This is a genomic window from Streptomyces sp. NPDC107471 (genome assembly GCF_055582845.1).
Window position 1 is genome coordinate 1 of sequence record NZ_JBVJPC010000015.1, and the last position, 13,594, is coordinate 13,594.

The window sequence follows — 13,594 nt, forward strand, 5'->3', positions numbered from 1 at the left end:
CACGGAGCCGGTCGCGAGCAGGATGTGGCGGCCCTGGATGCGCTGGCCGTTGACATCGACGGAGGTCGGCGACGACAGCCGGCCCTCACCCTCGACATAGGTGATGTCGCGTGCCTTCACCAGGCCGGTCAGACCTCGGCAGAGTCCGGCGACCGTGTCGTCCTTGTAGCGCTGTACGGACGCCATGTCGATGCTTTCGAAGGAGGCCCTGACTCCGAACAACGCCGCGTCGCGGGCCTGGTCGGCGATCTCGCCCGCGTGCAGCAGGGCCTTGGTGGGGATGCACCCGTTGTGCAGGCAGGTGCCCCCCAGCTTGTACTTCTCGACCATTGCCGTGCGCAGGCCGAGTTGGGCACCGCGCAATGCGGCTGCGTACCCCGCGCTGCCGGCACCGAGCACTACGAGATCGAAGCTTTCGGAGGCTTCCGCCATGGGGGCCCCTGCCTTTCACGTTGTCTGTTTGCATGGAGAAGCCCCGCCTACGAGGTTTCACGCCTTGGTGCGACGTCGCGTGCGGCGCAGTCGAATGTGTCGCCGACAGGCAGCGATTCCGCCACGGAGGCGCCGTGACGGCCATGCACGCCGGCAGGGTCATCGCCCTCCTCGGCACAGGACGTCAGCGTCGGGAAAACCTCGTCCGCGCAGCCTTCTCGACGACGCGCAGCCGCGGTGTCTCCCGGAAAGACGCCGTCCGCGACGCACGGCCGGCAGTCGCCGTCGTGCCGTGCCGCTTGTGAGAAGCCCGCAGAGTCGTGGCTCCGTCCCGTCTCGGCCCGAGCGATGCGCGCGCCCCGCACCATCTGGCTTCAAGCAAGACCCATCAGGATCGATTCTGCGTCTACTCGGCGTCGCGGATCGCCACCAGCCCGCGCTGGTGCCACTGCTTGCGCACCACCCTCGGTGACGTCGAACTCCCGGCCAGTAAGAACCGAGCCGAATGGGGCCGCCAACCCAGTAATGCCGCAACAGGCGGCGATCGGCGTCCAACGTGCCCATACGCATCCACGGCTGACGTATCAGCCAGACGCAGAGAGGAGGGGCCAGTGGCGACGCCTCCCCCTCAACGGCTCTCACCTGGGGGTCAGAACGAAAGCTGTACGGAACGCCGCGCTCGGTTCGAGCAGGAGGCACTGGCACACCGGCGATCCCTGCTTGCTGCGGCCCGGAGGATGGCGCGAAACCCGGCCGATGCAGAGGACCTCGTACAGGACGCTTACACGCGGGCGTATGCGTCGTTCGATCAATACCGCCCTGGAACGAATTTCGCCGCGTGGATCCGGAGGATCCTCGTGAACCAGTACATCAACACCTACCGAAAGGAACAGCGCCGCCCGCGCCAGTACCTCGTAGCGGATACCGAGGAACAGCGACTGCCCCACCATGACGTACACGGCCACACGACGTTCGGCTCGGCGGAATCCGCCGCCTTGGCTCACATGCCCAGCCCCGACCTCAAGGCAGCCCTCAGCAGGGTCCCACCGGTCCGCCGGACTGCCGTGTACCTGGCGGACGTCGAGGGGTTCAGTTACCGGGAGATCGCGGACTTCATGGGAACCCCCGTGGGCACGGTCATGTCCCGCATCCACCGGGGCCGGAAGCAACTGCGCAGCCTGCTGCGGCCTCAAAACAAGAGTGGAGGGTCCCAGGCATCGTGACGGTCGCGCGTCCTGGGGACGGGGGAACAGGTGGGTTCGTGTCAAGGGAGATGGCATGGCCGAGGTGTTGTTCGAGGACGGCGCAAAGCGTGTCCGGGTCGTCGACGAACCGGAGAGTCAGCAGTACGCGCTCTACGTGGACGGAGCGCAGGTGGGAGCGCTGTTTCACTGTGTCGTCGAGCAGCGGCGGGTCCTGGGTCACACCGAGGTCGACCAGACCTGTCGTGGCCGGGGGTTGTCCCGGATCCTCATTCAGGTGGCCCTTGACGACTTGCGAGAGAGACAGCAGAAGGCTACGGTCCGTTGTCCTGCATCAAGTGCGAGGCAGTCGGCCTCCTGACCGCGTCCCGCCGCCGTGACTGAACCGGCTGACGCTACGAGCCCGCGCGATCAGCCCATGTGCTCTGTGAGGTAGGAGACCAGGCCGAGGACGTCCTCCGGCACGAGTCGGCCGATCGCCCCGGTGGAGTAAACGGCAGTGATGACGGTGCCATTGGGAGCCAGGACGAAGCCCGTGGACTGCAGGTGCACCGGGTCGTCGTTGAGGAAGGCACCGGTTGCCTTGGCGATTGCGTGGGCGTCCGCGCTGTGGGCCACGGGAAAGGTGAGCCTGTGCTTCTCCACAAGCTCCTTCGTCGTGGCCTCGTCGTCGACGGAGAGCGCGACGACCTTGACCCCCACCTGCGTGAATCGGTCGTTCACACGTTGGAAGGCCCTGAGTTGCGCGGTGCAGTAGGGGCACCACGAACCGCGGTAGAAGAGGACGACACCGAAGCTACCGGCGAGTTCCTCACGGATGTCGAGAGTGCCACCTCCGACAGTACTGACCTTCAGGGCGGGAAATTCCGCACCGGAGTTCAACAGGCCCATGGATTCTCCTTGGGGATCAGGCGTGTCGACGTGACGAAGGTGATGACGTCCACGGTGAGGCAGAGCATGACCTTTGGCTCGAAGCCGCCGGGGCCAGTCAGTCCGGCCTGCTGGGGCGTCGACGATGTACGAGACGAGACAGCCGCCGGCCACCTCTGTACCGACGCTCACCAGGAGGCGACCGACCAGCGGAGTGCCGGCGGAGCACGTGACGACGGCCGGCGAGATGCATCAGTTCTCGATTCTGACCTCGCGCGCGTCGAAGGCGACGTAGCCGCTGAAGTCGCGACCGACACGGGTCACCGCCGACTCCCTGATGTTCGGATAGGACCAGGCCCCGTCCCTGAGCACCGTCTCGCCGGCCACGACGTCGTGATACTGGGCCTTCCCCTTCCAGGGACAGGTGTAGGGGGTCGGACTGTCGCGGAGTGCGTCAGCCGTGACGGAGTCCGGTGGGAAGTAGGTGTTTCCCTCAATACGAACTACCGCTTCGCTCGCAGCCTCCGCCACGACAGTCTCGCCGACCAGTGCCTTCATGACTCTTTCCCCTCGTGATGCCCCATACCGGGGTCACAACCGCCTTCGCAGCCGACCACGTTGGCCCGGAGCCACCAGTGCACAGGTGCTCCGGGTCACGCGGCGCCGGTTTGGGCATCGGCGTGCGTGCAGAGGGTTGGTGTCGAGTGAGGCTCCGCGTCTTACCTGTGGGTTGACACCGCCGGGCAGTCCGCCGGGGCAGAGCAACCTCAGGAGCTGGAGTGGGAGTGATCACGGGTCGGAGCCGTCTGCCCACTGGCCCCGGCCAGCGCCGACTCGGCGGCCGCGCGATCGGAGTAGCCCGGGTGTCGGGGGTCGACCAGATCGGCGTAGGTGGTGGTTCGCGAGAGGTAGTCGACCACGAACGGACAGATCGCGGTGACGGTGCCCTCGCGGGAGCGGATCTCGTCGAAGACTCGCCCCACCATTGTGCCCCCGACTCCTTGGTGGTGATGACTCGACGCCACTTCAGTGTGCCGAAGGGCGTACCGGTTGGGCTTCAGGTGGGTGTAGTAGAGCCAACCGACCAGGTCATGGTCACGGTAGAGCTCAAAGCGGCCTCGATCGATGTTGTCGATCAGTCGCTCGGTCACCGACACCTGCGCCTCGCTGCTCATCGAGCCGCTCCTCTCCTTGCCTTCACTCCTGCTGAGACCCCGTCGCTTCGGACTCTGTGGTCCAATCACAAGGCGTGTCAGCCGATACAACAACCGAAGCGTATCGTAGAATGGACTATATCGTCCTCTCAAAGAGGCCGGGATCAGAGCTGCACCGGGCCACCGACTGGAGACGCGCGCTTACGGACCACGGGCGGACGTTTCTCGCTCACGGGCTGCGTCAGGCCGCGATCGGCCGTGCACACCGAGGTCCCGAAGTCTTGGCGCGAGGAAAAGCAGGCACGATCAGAATGACGCGACCACGAGCACACGACCTCCGTGCCCTGAACAACTGCGCGGCCCCGAGCCCGGGCGGGCCCTTAATGAACTGAAGTCGTGCCTGCCGTGCACTCTGATGCAGACGAAGCGTCAGGGGCCCTTGTCCGTGACTTGATTGAGGGATCTCAACCAGCGGACAGACTCTCGATGTGCGCAAGCGCCATGTCGATCGAAGTTGCCATCGGTGTGACGTCGCGCGCCGTCTGAGCCAGCAAGTAGCCACCCTGGAGGGCCGCCATGAGTCCCGTCGCGAGCTGGTCGGTCGACGCCGTGGGCGGGAGTACGCCGCGGTCCTGCATCCGTCGCAGCACGCCGGCCAGGAGCCCCTGCCATTCCGTGAACAACCGCGACAGAGCTCGTCGTGCGAGCGCGTCATGATCGGAGACCTCGGTGGCCAGCGAGCCGAGCGCACAGCCGTAGGCGCCATGTTCAAGGGCGCTGTTCTGCACCAACGCGTCACGCCATCGTCGTAGACCCCGGATCGTCGAAACGTGGCCGAGAGACGTGCGCTCGCGTTCGATGACCCACTCCCCCACGTGGTCGACGACAGCCCGTACGAGCGCATCCTTGCCCTCGAAGTGGTGATACAACTGCGACTTGCTCACCCCGCTCGCCGCCCGCACGTCGTCAAGCGTGGTGGTGCCGACTCCCTTGACGTACATCAGGTCGGCCGCTGCGGCGACGATCCTTGCTCGTGTCTTCGCGCCGCGCGCCGTCAGGCGTCTGCCGTTGTGAGAATCAGCGGTCGTCATCACGAGTTCATGTTACTTATCGGTCCTCTCGCTCCCCGTCCAGGAAGTCGTCCTTCGTCGCCGTCAAAGGCACGAGCGCGAGGTCGAGTGCCGCGTCGAGCGGTCGAGGATCTCGTGCGATCCGGCTCAAGGTGCTGCCCCCCTGAAGCGCTGCAAGGATCAGCACCGCGATCTTCTGGGCGTCCACATCGGCATGTCGCGTCCGGTGCGACGTGCAGTGCCTGCCCCCTGGGGCACCGGACTTCAGCAACCGGTCAACCGCCTCCGCGATGAGCTCACGCCACTGTTCGAGGAAGTCGGCTCGCGCGCGTATGTCACCTGTTTCGCGCAGCGCCAACACGTACGGCGACGACGGGGTCGTGAGTTCTCCGACCACCCGGCGGCGCCAGTCCGCCAACTTCACCCTGTCGGTGACCCCGGCCAGACAAGCACTCTCGCGCGCCAGGACTTCCGCGATGTGCGTCCTCATCGTTTCCTCCCAACCAGTCGACACCACCGGCCCACCCTGCCAGTGACTGGACTATTTCGTCCATTTCTTGATGACGGCAAGTGCTGCCGGGATGACGCTGGCCGAGCTGCCAAGGCCGACCCCCGCGGGCAACGACGTCCTCATCGAGGTTTTCGCGTCGGGGTTCACCGCGGACGAGCTCACGTGGCCTTCCTCGTGGACCGACCGCCTCGGCCGTGACCGGACACTGTCGGTCCCCGAGACACGAGCCGGTCGGAGTAGTAGCCGCGCTCGGCTACGGCACGACCGGGCTTTCGGTGGGGCAGCGGATGTTCGGCCTCAAGGACTGCCCATCTCAGGCATGACCTCTTGGCAGGGGCTGTTCCAGCACGGCCGCCTGCAAGTAGGGCAGAGCGTCCTCGTACACAGCGCGGCCGGCGGACTCGGTTCGATGGTGCCCCAGCTAGCGCGGGACGCCGGTGCCCATGTCATCCGTACGGGACGTGCTGCCCATCGTCAGGCGGCGCTCGACTACGGCGCACAGGAGTTCGGCGACCTCGAAAAGGACAGGTTGGAAGACAAGACATCGGCGGAGTCGATCTGGTCTTCGACGTCTTCGGTGGAGACATAGGGCCGCCCAAGGTCCGGCCAGCCAACGGCCTTGCGATCGACTTCGTCGTCGAATCCGATCGCGCGCAACTGGGTTAGATCGTCCGGGGCGTGCGCGACGGGCGGCTGCGGACGAACATCGGCGCCTATCAGCCCTCGACGAGGCCGTCGCCGCGTTCAATCCGGCCGAGCGGGTCAAGGGCAAGACCATCATCCGCGTTCGTCCGTAAGGTCACACAACGTTGATCGACCTGCCCTCTCAGGCACCGGTATCAAGCGCGTGGGCAGGGCTGTCATGCCCCCCGGTTGGTGGCAGTCCGTACCACACGGCGGACCCCTGCAAGCACACAGGGCTCCTGGGCCTCACCACACCCGCACGTGACCTTCCATGCCTCCAGACCTCCAGACCCACAGCCGCTATGGGCTCCGGAGGCGTGCGCCGCTGATCATCAACGACACGGGACAGTTGAGGGAGGCCGATATGACCAGCGGACCAGGAACCCGGTCGCGTGCCGTGGAGCGCGCGGCGGGCGTCGCAACCCACCTCATCGGCCGGGACGACAGCCGCGTCAGTATCCACGCCCGTAACCGCGCGTCCGCCGGCTTTCGCGGCGTGTTCCGGCACGTCGCGGGCACGCTCACCCGGGACAACGAGGAACCTGAGCGGACGGCGTTCGCGGTGTGGGCGACGGCGGCGAGTCCCGACGCCGGTTCGGAGGAACGGGACGCGCGCATGTTCCGCCTCGTCGGACACCTGTCGCGTACTGAAGCGATCGGAGTGGAGCCCACAGCGGGCGGATTGTTCGCGGGTGATGACATCGCACTGTTCTTCGGCTTCTGCGCAGTGAAGCAGGAACGCATCGGATGGCGGCCCTGAGCGCTGTGTGCGGACCCCGCGCCGAGTGATCGGGCTCGCACACGTACCCGCGGCGCGCGCTCTCCGGGCGGTACAGGCCCGGAGAGCGCGGCGCCTGTGGGTCAGCCTCCCGTGGGGATCGACAGCACGGTGACGCCGTGCATGTCGAGCCAGCTCGTTCCCGCTGTGCTCACCAGGCGGATCATCACCTGTCCGCAGTTCTGGCACCGGGCGACCAGTCCCGGGGCCCGGGCGTACACCAGGAGTCCGGCGACGGGCCCGGTACGACCGCAGTGGGCGCACCGGCTGATCGCCGCGGTCAGATCCACGGCGAAGATCTCAGCAAGGGGCCCGGCGAGAGCGTTGCCGTCCACGTGGGTCTCGTCGACGTCGGCGGACGCCTCGTTCTGCGATGTCATCTCTGCCTCCTCAGCCGCCGAAGCGCTCAGTTCGCACGCGTTCGGGAGCATGCCCGAGCAGCACCAGGTAGGCGCCTGCCTTCTCGACGAAGCCCGTGGGTCCGCACACGTAGACGAGTGGCTCGAAGTCCGGCGGCCAGCCGTGGCGCGCCAGGTCCTCCGGGGTGATGCGGCCCGCGGGGCGCGCTGCCCCCTGCGGGGCCTCGCGTGTGTAGATGCGTGTCACGTCCAGCCCGGGGCAGCCGTGCTGCATCTCGGGGCCGTAGAGCTGCTCCTGTGGTGAGCGGAGCGAGTAGATCAGCCGGAACGGGACCCGGCTGCCGACGGCACGCCGGGCGCGGATCATGCACATCAGGGGCACCAGTCCGGACCCACCGGCCACCAGCAGGACCGGCTCGTGCTGCTCCGGCCGCCATACGAACCAACCGCCGACCGGGCCCCTGAGCTCCAGCCGGTCGCCGGGAACCAGCTCATCGACCAGGTACGGCGAGACCTCGCCGTCGGCAATGCGCTGCACTGTCAGCTCCACTCGGGTGCCGTCCTGGGCCGACGCGATGGAGTAGCTGCGCTGCGTGCTGTAGCCGTCCTCCGCAGTCAGGCGGACGTCCACGTGCTGACCGGCGAGATGGCCGGGCCATCCCGGCACGTCCAAGGTGAGGGTGACGGCGGTCGGCGACTCGACATGCCGTCCTGTCACCTCGGCCGCTCTCCATCGCAGTCGGTCGCCCAGTCTCCCCACTACCGCTGCTCTCGCCATGGTTCTCCGTAGGTGTGATGGCCGGCGTTCTCCCAGAACCCCGGGGTGTCGTCGTCGCGCAGTTCGATGCCGCGGACCCACGTGGCGGACTTCCGCAGATGCAACGGACGTCGGGGACCCGGTGCGAGGGCGCCGTGAGCGCGGTGCGTGTGAAGGAGGCTTGTCCGTGCTGCCGGCCGGTGACGGCAGTCGCTCGCCACATGGCCCGACATCGACTCCGGCCGTCCGTCTCGGGGCAGGTGTCATTCGGGGTCGCGATCGGGGACGACGTGGATGGCTGCCTCTTCCGCCGAGGCTGCGCCGCCGTCGATGCCGACGTCTCGCGCCGTGTAGTCGTCGTCGAAGCCGACGTCGCCGTCCGTGTCCCAGCCGACCAGACGGCCCGCGCGCTCGTCGCCGACCTGGTCGTCGAGGAGTTCCCCGTCGGTGTCGAACGCGTCGCCCAGTCCGTCGCCTTCGTCCTGCGCGCTCAGTTCGGGCACCTCACGCCTCAGTCGGTGCGTCAGGTCCTCGTGGGAGGCCGCCTCTCTGGCGGTCAGGCCCCACTCGGACACCCCGATGGACCTTTCGGGAGGCGAGTAACCCTCGTCGAGGATGTCCTCGCCGAGCTCGTCCTCGTCGTACTCCTCTTCGGGGCTCAACGGGTTGAAGTCTGCTGGATCACTCGACGCCGAAGCGTCATGTGCTGCCGTCATCAGGGCCTCCCGGGCCGTGTCGTCTTCTCCCGCGCCGTCCCGCTGCGATGGCCGGGTCCTGTCATCGAAGCGTCCCGAAGTGGACGCGGTATCTACGCGACGTCGCCGAGCCGGCATCCAGGTGCTGCCGACCGCGCCCCGCGCTGGTCCGCAGACCGATGGGGCGCCGGTCCAGCGACGTCAGCGCCCGCTCCGCTCCGGGGCCCGGACATCGGGATGGCGCAGATCGAATGCTGGGGACTCCGAGCGGATCGTGGGCAGGGACAGGAAGTTGTGCCGCGGGGGCGGGCAGGAGGTGGTCCATTCCAGCGAACGGCCGTATCCCCAGGGGTCGTTGTCCGTCACGTGCGGCGCGTAGTGCGAGGTCTTCCAGACGTTGTAGAGGAACGGAAGCATGGAGGCACCGAGCAGGAAGGACCCGATCGTCGAGACGGTGTTCAGGGCGGTGAACCCGTCCGCCGCCAGGTAATCGGCGTAGCGCCGCGGCATGCCCTCGGCGCCCAGCCAGTGCTGGACGAGGAAGGTGCAGTGGAACCCGACGAAGAGGGTCCAGAAGTGGATCTTCCCGATTCGCTCGTCGAGCATCCTGCCCGTGAACTTGGGCCACCAGAAGTAGAAGCCCGCGAACATGGCGAACACCACGGTGCCGAAGACGGTGTAGTGGAAGTGCGCCACGACGAAGTACGAGTCGGAGACGTGGAAGTCCAGGGGCGGGGAGGCGAGCAGCACCCCCGTCAGGCCGCCGAAGAGGAACGTGACGAGGAAGCCCGTGGCCCACAGCATCGGCGTCTCGAAGGACAGGGATCCCTTCCACATCGTTCCGATCCAGTTGAAGAACTTCACGCCCGTGGGGACGGCGATCAGGAACGACATGAACGCGAAGAAGGGCAGCAGGACCCCGCCGGTGACGAACATGTGATGTGCCCAGACGGTCACCGAAAGGCCTGCGATGGCGATCGTGGCCCCGATCAGGCCCATGTAGCCGAAGACCGGCTTCCTGCTGAACACGGGCAGGATCTCGGTGACGATGCCGAAGAACGGCAGGGCGATGATGTACACCTCGGGGTGGCCGAAGAACCAGAAGAGGTGCTGCCACAGCAGTGGCCCTCCGTTGGCCGCGTCGAAGACGTGCGCGCCCAACTTCCGGTCCGCCTCCAGAGCGAACAGGGCCGCTGCCAGCGTCGGGAAGGCGATGAGGACCAGAACGGCGGTGAGCAGGACGTTCCACGTGAAGATCGGCATGCGGAACATGGTCATGCCGGGCGCGCGCATGCAGATGATGGTCGTGATGAAGTTGACCGAGCCGAGGATGGTCCCGAAGCCCGACAGGGTCAGGCCCATGATCCACAGATCGCCGCCCACGCCGGGCGACCGCAGGGCGCTCGACAACGGCGCGTAGCCGGTCCACCCCCAGTGGGCGGAGCCGTCGGGGGTGAGGAATCCCGACAGGACGATCAGGGAGCCCAGGAGGTAGAGCCAGTACGCGAACATGTTCAGCCGCGGGAACGCCACGTCCGGAGCGCCGATCTGCAACGGCATGATCCAGTTCGCGAACCCCGCGAACAGGGGGGTGGCGAAGATCAGGAGCATGATGGTGCCGTGCGCGGTGAAGGCCTGGTTGAACTGTTCGTTGGACAGGAACTGCATGCCTGGGCGCGCGAGTTCCGCGCGCATGACGAGGGCGAAGGCTCCGCCGACGAGGAAGAACACGAACGAGGTCGTCAGATAGAGAGTCCCGATCTTCTTGTGGTCGGTAGTGGTCAGCCACTCCACCACCGCTCTGCCCGCGCCTACGCTCTGTCGGCGCTCCATGGCCGTGTCGGCCACCTGTACTTCCGCCACCGTCGCCTCCGTGCGTTCGATCGAGCGGCGCGACGACGTGCTCGCCGTGCCGTGAGCGCGAATCAAGCAGCGCGGCATACATGTGCCGTCTACGGCGGGTGAAGGGGCTGGCGGGGCAGCTCCTGGCGGTGGTGGCGGATGTAGTTGCTGCTCTTCGCTCCAGGGGGCCGGATGAACAGATCTTGGGGGTGGCTGCGGGTTGTGGCATCAGCCGAGGCACCGTCGACCCACACGTCCTCGGCCGGGGTGCGACGCTCGACCGGATGGGCGGCTCTTCCCGCTCGGCGGCCGCGCCGGCGGCGGGTCGCGGCAGGCGGTGCCGCACGGCGGAATGTGCGCCGCGTAAATGTGGTGTAGATGGGCGCGAGGTGCCGGGGCGACGTCCGTCCGGTAGGCAGGAGGAGCGCCGACGGCGCCCGGGACGGGCCCACCGTCCTTCGACCACGACAGCGCATGGAGCAGCCATGTCCCTCGCAACCGCCTACGGACACCTGGCCGCGGCGGATCCCGTGCTGCGACGGCTGGTGGGGAGCGTCGGCCGACCTGAACCGTTCACCTGGCAGGAGTGCGGCCACCCGGCGTCGTCCGACCTCGCCGCGATGGCCCTCCACATCGTCGGCCGGCGGATCTCCGTCGCGGCGGCCCTGACGATCTTCGGGCGGGTTCGGCGTCGATGAGCGGCGGGGTCACCCCGGGCGGGCTGCTCGCCCTGTCCGAGGTCCGGCTACGGGCCTGCGGGCTGTCCCGGGCCAAGGCGTCCCACCTGCACGACCTTGCCCGGCGGCAGGCGCAGGGCGCCGTCGATCTGGAGAACATGGCCGACGTCGACGACGCCACCGCCCTCGCGGACCTGACCGCCGTGCGGGGCGCCGGCATCCGGTCCGCCCAGATGCTCCTCGTCCACCAGCTCAAACGCCCGGACGTCCTGCCCGCAGGGGACATCGGCATCCGCCGGGCGATCGAGCGCGCCTGGCAGCTCGACGCCGTACCCGGGATCGAGGAGACCCGGCGCCGCGCCCTTCCCTGGTCCCCTCGCCACACCTACGCCGCGGCCCTGTTGTGGGCCTCGCTCTCGACGCTCCTCGCCTTCGCGGAGAGGCAGGGCGACCGTGCACGCCGAACACTCGGGACGACACAATGAACCGGGTCGCCCGCACCGGGGCCGGCGCCCCCGGGACACGGCAGGCCGAGCGTCCGGCGCAACGCACCGGACCGCCCCCTCCCGGACCCCGCTTTCTCCGCGTCCCTCCACTCCCCCAGTCGGTGCCATGAACCTTTCGTCCGATCCTCCCGCCTTCTCCGGCCAGTCACTGTGCGCAGACGCCGCCCGCTCCCCGCTGCGCGCCTTCCTGCACACCGAGGTCGCCAGTGCCGTCGTACTCCTGGCGGCCGCTGTCGCCGCCCTGGTGTGGGCGAACACCGCGCCGGCACACTACGAGTCGTTCTGGAGCGCACACCTCGCCCTGCAGGCCGGCCCGTACCGTGCCTCGCTTTCGTTGCACGAGTTCGTCAACGACGGCCTCATGACGGTGTTCTTCTTCGTGGTCGGCCTTGAGGCCCGGCGCGAGTTCGACATGGGCGAACTGCGGGAGCGCAAGCGCCTCGCACTCCCCCTCGCCGCCGGGGTGAGCGGGATGCTCGTCCCGATCGCGATCTACCTCGCCTTCAACGCCGGGCAGCCGTCGGCGCACGGCTGGGGAGCAGCGATGTCGACGGACACCGCCTTCGCCCTCGGCATGCTCGCCACGTTCGGCGCCCGCCTGCCGGCCGGACTGCGGGTCTTCATCCTGACCACCGCCGTCGTCGACGACCTCCTGGCCCTGGTCGTCATCGCGACCGCCTACAGCAGCGACATCAGGGTCGTGTCGTTGCTTGCGGCCGTGGGCCTGTTCGCAGTGGTACTGCTCGCGCGCGGTCTGGGAGTACATCGGGGGCCGGTGTACGCGATCCTCGCGCTCGCCGCGTGGGCCGCGCTGGCCCGATCCGGAGTGGATCCGGTCATCATCGGTCTCGCGATGGGCCTGCTCACCTACGCGGGCCCGGCCTCGCGCGGGGAACTGGAGCGCACCAGCGGGCTCTTCCGCCGCTTCCGCGAGCAACCCACGCCCGAGGCCGCGCGCGTGGTGCGGGAGGGCCTCGCCTCGGCCCTCTCCCCGAACGAACGCATGCAGCGGCTCTTCCACCCCTGGTCGAGCTACGTGATCGTCCCCTTGTTCGCGCTGGCGAACGCGGGGATCGTCATCGATTCCGGTCTGCTCGGCCGGGCAGTCACGTCCCCTGTCACCCTCGGCATCTTCGTCGCGTACGTGGTGGGCAAGCCCATCGGGATCCTGGGCGCGTCAGTCGCGGCGACCGGCCTGAGCCGCGGACGCGTCAGGCCTCCGGCGGGATGGGGCGCGGTCGCCTCCGGCGGCGCGCTGGCCGGTGTCGGCTTCACGGTCTCGCTGCTCATCGCCTCACGTGCCTTTGCCGGCGCCGACCTCGACGAGGCAAAGGCGGGGGTGCTGGGCGCCGTGGTCGTCTCGTTCGCCCTGAGCTGGGTCATCACCGGGATGGTCAACCTGCTGCCGCACCCGGCCCGGCTTCGCGCGCGCATCGGCAGGGCGGAGACCATCGTGGACCTGGCCGTGCCGGTCGACCCCGCTCGCGACCACGTGCGGGGGCCCCAGTCGGCGGCGGTGACCATCGTCGAGTACGGCGACTACGAGTGCCGCTACTGCGGCCTGGCCGAACCGGTGGTCCGAGACCTCCTCCGCGGCCGTGACGACGTGCGCTACGTATGGCGGCACCTCCCCCTCGCCGACATCCACCCGCACGCTCAGATCGCCGCAGAGGCGGCCGAGGCCGCCGCGCACCAGGGGGCCTACTGGGAGATGCACGACTTCCTCCTCACCCACCAGAGCAGCCTCACCCTCGCCGACCTGTCCGCCCACGCCGAGACCATCGGGCTGGACATGGACCGTTTCCGCGCCGACGTGAGGCGCAGGGTCGGCGCCGACCGCGTCGCGGAGGACGTGGAGAGCGCCGACCTCAGCGGGGTCGCGGGGACCCCTACGTTCTTCATCAACGGCCGCCGCCACCACGGCGCCTACGACATCGCGAACCTGACGGCGGCTGTGCGCACGGCGCGGGAGCGGGCCGCCGTTGCACGAGACCCCCGGCAGGGGCGTCTGCGGAGCGCGCGGTAGGGGCCGAAAGGCCAGACGGCCGGTCATGTCG

At 68.2% G+C, this 13,594-nt stretch carries 17 protein-coding genes and 1 pseudogene; 7 read left to right on the forward strand and 11 right to left on the reverse strand.

Annotation, left to right across the window (positions count from 1 at the left end; genetic code table 11):
• A partial coding sequence (locus tag ACZ66S_RS36145; protein WP_469905803.1) for an FAD-dependent oxidoreductase occupies positions 1–432 on the reverse strand: 432 nt, incomplete at its 3' end.
• A 611-nt stretch (positions 433–1,043) separates the two neighbouring features.
• Between ACZ66S_RS36145 and ACZ66S_RS36150 the strand changes: the two genes are divergently transcribed.
• Both ACZ66S_RS36150 and ACZ66S_RS36155 read left to right on the forward strand, forming a co-directional pair.
• A complete protein-coding gene (locus tag ACZ66S_RS36150; RefSeq protein ID WP_469905804.1) occupies positions 1,044–1,655 on the forward strand; it encodes a sigma-70 family RNA polymerase sigma factor in 612 nt (203 codons plus the stop codon).
• A gap of 55 nt (positions 1,656–1,710) precedes the next feature.
• On the forward strand, positions 1,711–1,995 hold the full coding sequence (locus ACZ66S_RS36155) for a GNAT family N-acetyltransferase (RefSeq protein ID WP_469905805.1): 285 nt from the start codon (positions 1,711–1,713) through the stop codon (positions 1,993–1,995).
• Between the two features lie 50 nt (positions 1,996–2,045).
• Here the strand turns inward: ACZ66S_RS36155 and ACZ66S_RS36160 are convergent, their stop codons facing one another.
• The 6 genes from ACZ66S_RS36160 to ACZ66S_RS36185 form a co-directional block, all read right to left on the reverse strand.
• The gene (locus tag ACZ66S_RS36160) at positions 2,046–2,525 is read right to left on the reverse strand and encodes a peroxiredoxin family protein (protein WP_469905806.1); all 480 of its coding nucleotides are present in this window, start codon (positions 2,523–2,525) and stop codon (positions 2,046–2,048) included.
• A 231-nt stretch (positions 2,526–2,756) separates the two neighbouring features.
• A complete protein-coding gene (locus ACZ66S_RS36165) occupies positions 2,757–3,062 on the reverse strand; it encodes a DUF427 domain-containing protein (RefSeq protein WP_469905807.1) in 306 nt (101 codons plus the stop codon).
• A 209-nt stretch (positions 3,063–3,271) separates the two neighbouring features.
• Positions 3,272–3,679 carry a GNAT family N-acetyltransferase gene (locus tag ACZ66S_RS36170; protein ID WP_469905808.1) on the reverse strand — a complete coding sequence of 136 codons (408 nt, stop codon included), beginning with the start codon at positions 3,677–3,679 and terminating at the stop codon, positions 3,272–3,274.
• 443 nt (positions 3,680–4,122) lie between these two features.
• Positions 4,123–4,749, reverse strand: coding sequence for a TetR/AcrR family transcriptional regulator (locus ACZ66S_RS36175; protein ID WP_469905972.1), 627 nt, complete (start codon positions 4,747–4,749; stop codon positions 4,123–4,125).
• A gap of 16 nt (positions 4,750–4,765) precedes the next feature.
• Positions 4,766–5,218, reverse strand: coding sequence for an LmrA/YxaF family transcription factor (locus tag ACZ66S_RS36180; protein WP_469905809.1), 453 nt, complete (start codon positions 5,216–5,218; stop codon positions 4,766–4,768).
• Between the two features lie 51 nt (positions 5,219–5,269).
• Positions 5,270–5,362, reverse strand: coding sequence for a GHMP family kinase ATP-binding protein (locus ACZ66S_RS36185; RefSeq protein WP_469905810.1), 93 nt, complete (start codon positions 5,360–5,362; stop codon positions 5,270–5,272).
• On the opposite strand from ACZ66S_RS36185, the pseudogene ACZ66S_RS36190 reads away from it, so the two are divergent.
• A pseudogene (locus ACZ66S_RS36190) lies at positions 5,361–6,036 on the forward strand (MDR/zinc-dependent alcohol dehydrogenase-like family protein). The gene ACZ66S_RS36185 and the pseudogene ACZ66S_RS36190 sit on opposite strands and share 2 nt — an antisense overlap.
• A gap of 251 nt (positions 6,037–6,287) precedes the next feature.
• Positions 6,288–6,683, forward strand: coding sequence for a hypothetical protein (locus tag ACZ66S_RS36195; RefSeq protein WP_469905811.1), 396 nt, complete (start codon positions 6,288–6,290; stop codon positions 6,681–6,683).
• Between the two features lie 101 nt (positions 6,684–6,784).
• Here ACZ66S_RS36195 and ACZ66S_RS36200 read toward each other — a convergent pair whose 3' ends face one another.
• The 4 genes from ACZ66S_RS36200 to ctaD all read right to left on the reverse strand — a co-directional run bounded on the left by ACZ66S_RS36200 (position 6,785) and on the right by ctaD (position 10,345).
• A complete protein-coding gene (locus ACZ66S_RS36200) occupies positions 6,785–7,081 on the reverse strand; it encodes a DUF6510 family protein (protein WP_469905812.1) in 297 nt (98 codons plus the stop codon).
• A 10-nt stretch (positions 7,082–7,091) separates the two neighbouring features.
• On the reverse strand, positions 7,092–7,838 hold the full coding sequence (locus ACZ66S_RS36205; RefSeq protein ID WP_469905813.1) for a ferredoxin reductase: 747 nt from the start codon (positions 7,836–7,838) through the stop codon (positions 7,092–7,094).
• A gap of 242 nt (positions 7,839–8,080) precedes the next feature.
• Positions 8,081–8,533: a DUF5709 domain-containing protein gene (locus tag ACZ66S_RS36210; RefSeq protein WP_469905814.1), complete on the reverse strand. Its 453-nt coding sequence runs from the start codon at positions 8,531–8,533 to the stop codon at positions 8,081–8,083.
• A 180-nt stretch (positions 8,534–8,713) separates the two neighbouring features.
• Positions 8,714–10,345 (reverse strand): aa3-type cytochrome oxidase subunit I, encoded by a 1,632-nt coding sequence (gene ctaD / locus ACZ66S_RS36215; protein ID WP_469905973.1) that lies wholly within the window; start codon positions 10,343–10,345, stop codon positions 8,714–8,716.
• Between the two features lie 494 nt (positions 10,346–10,839).
• On the opposite strand from ctaD, the gene ACZ66S_RS36220 reads away from it, so the two are divergent.
• The 3 genes from ACZ66S_RS36220 to nhaA all read left to right on the forward strand — a co-directional run bounded on the left by ACZ66S_RS36220 (position 10,840) and on the right by nhaA (position 13,563).
• Complete coding sequence (locus ACZ66S_RS36220) at positions 10,840–11,052, forward strand: hypothetical protein (RefSeq protein ID WP_469905815.1); 213 nt, start codon at positions 10,840–10,842, stop codon at positions 11,050–11,052.
• Complete coding sequence (locus ACZ66S_RS36225; RefSeq protein WP_469905816.1) at positions 11,049–11,516, forward strand: DNA-3-methyladenine glycosylase family protein; 468 nt, start codon at positions 11,049–11,051, stop codon at positions 11,514–11,516. The genes ACZ66S_RS36220 and ACZ66S_RS36225 overlap by 4 nt, the downstream gene beginning before the upstream one ends.
• 127 nt (positions 11,517–11,643) lie before the next feature.
• Positions 11,644–13,563 carry a Na+/H+ antiporter NhaA gene (gene nhaA, locus ACZ66S_RS36230; RefSeq protein WP_469905817.1) on the forward strand — a complete coding sequence of 640 codons (1,920 nt, stop codon included), beginning with the start codon at positions 11,644–11,646 and terminating at the stop codon, positions 13,561–13,563.
• Positions 13,564–13,594 lie beyond the last annotated feature (31 nt).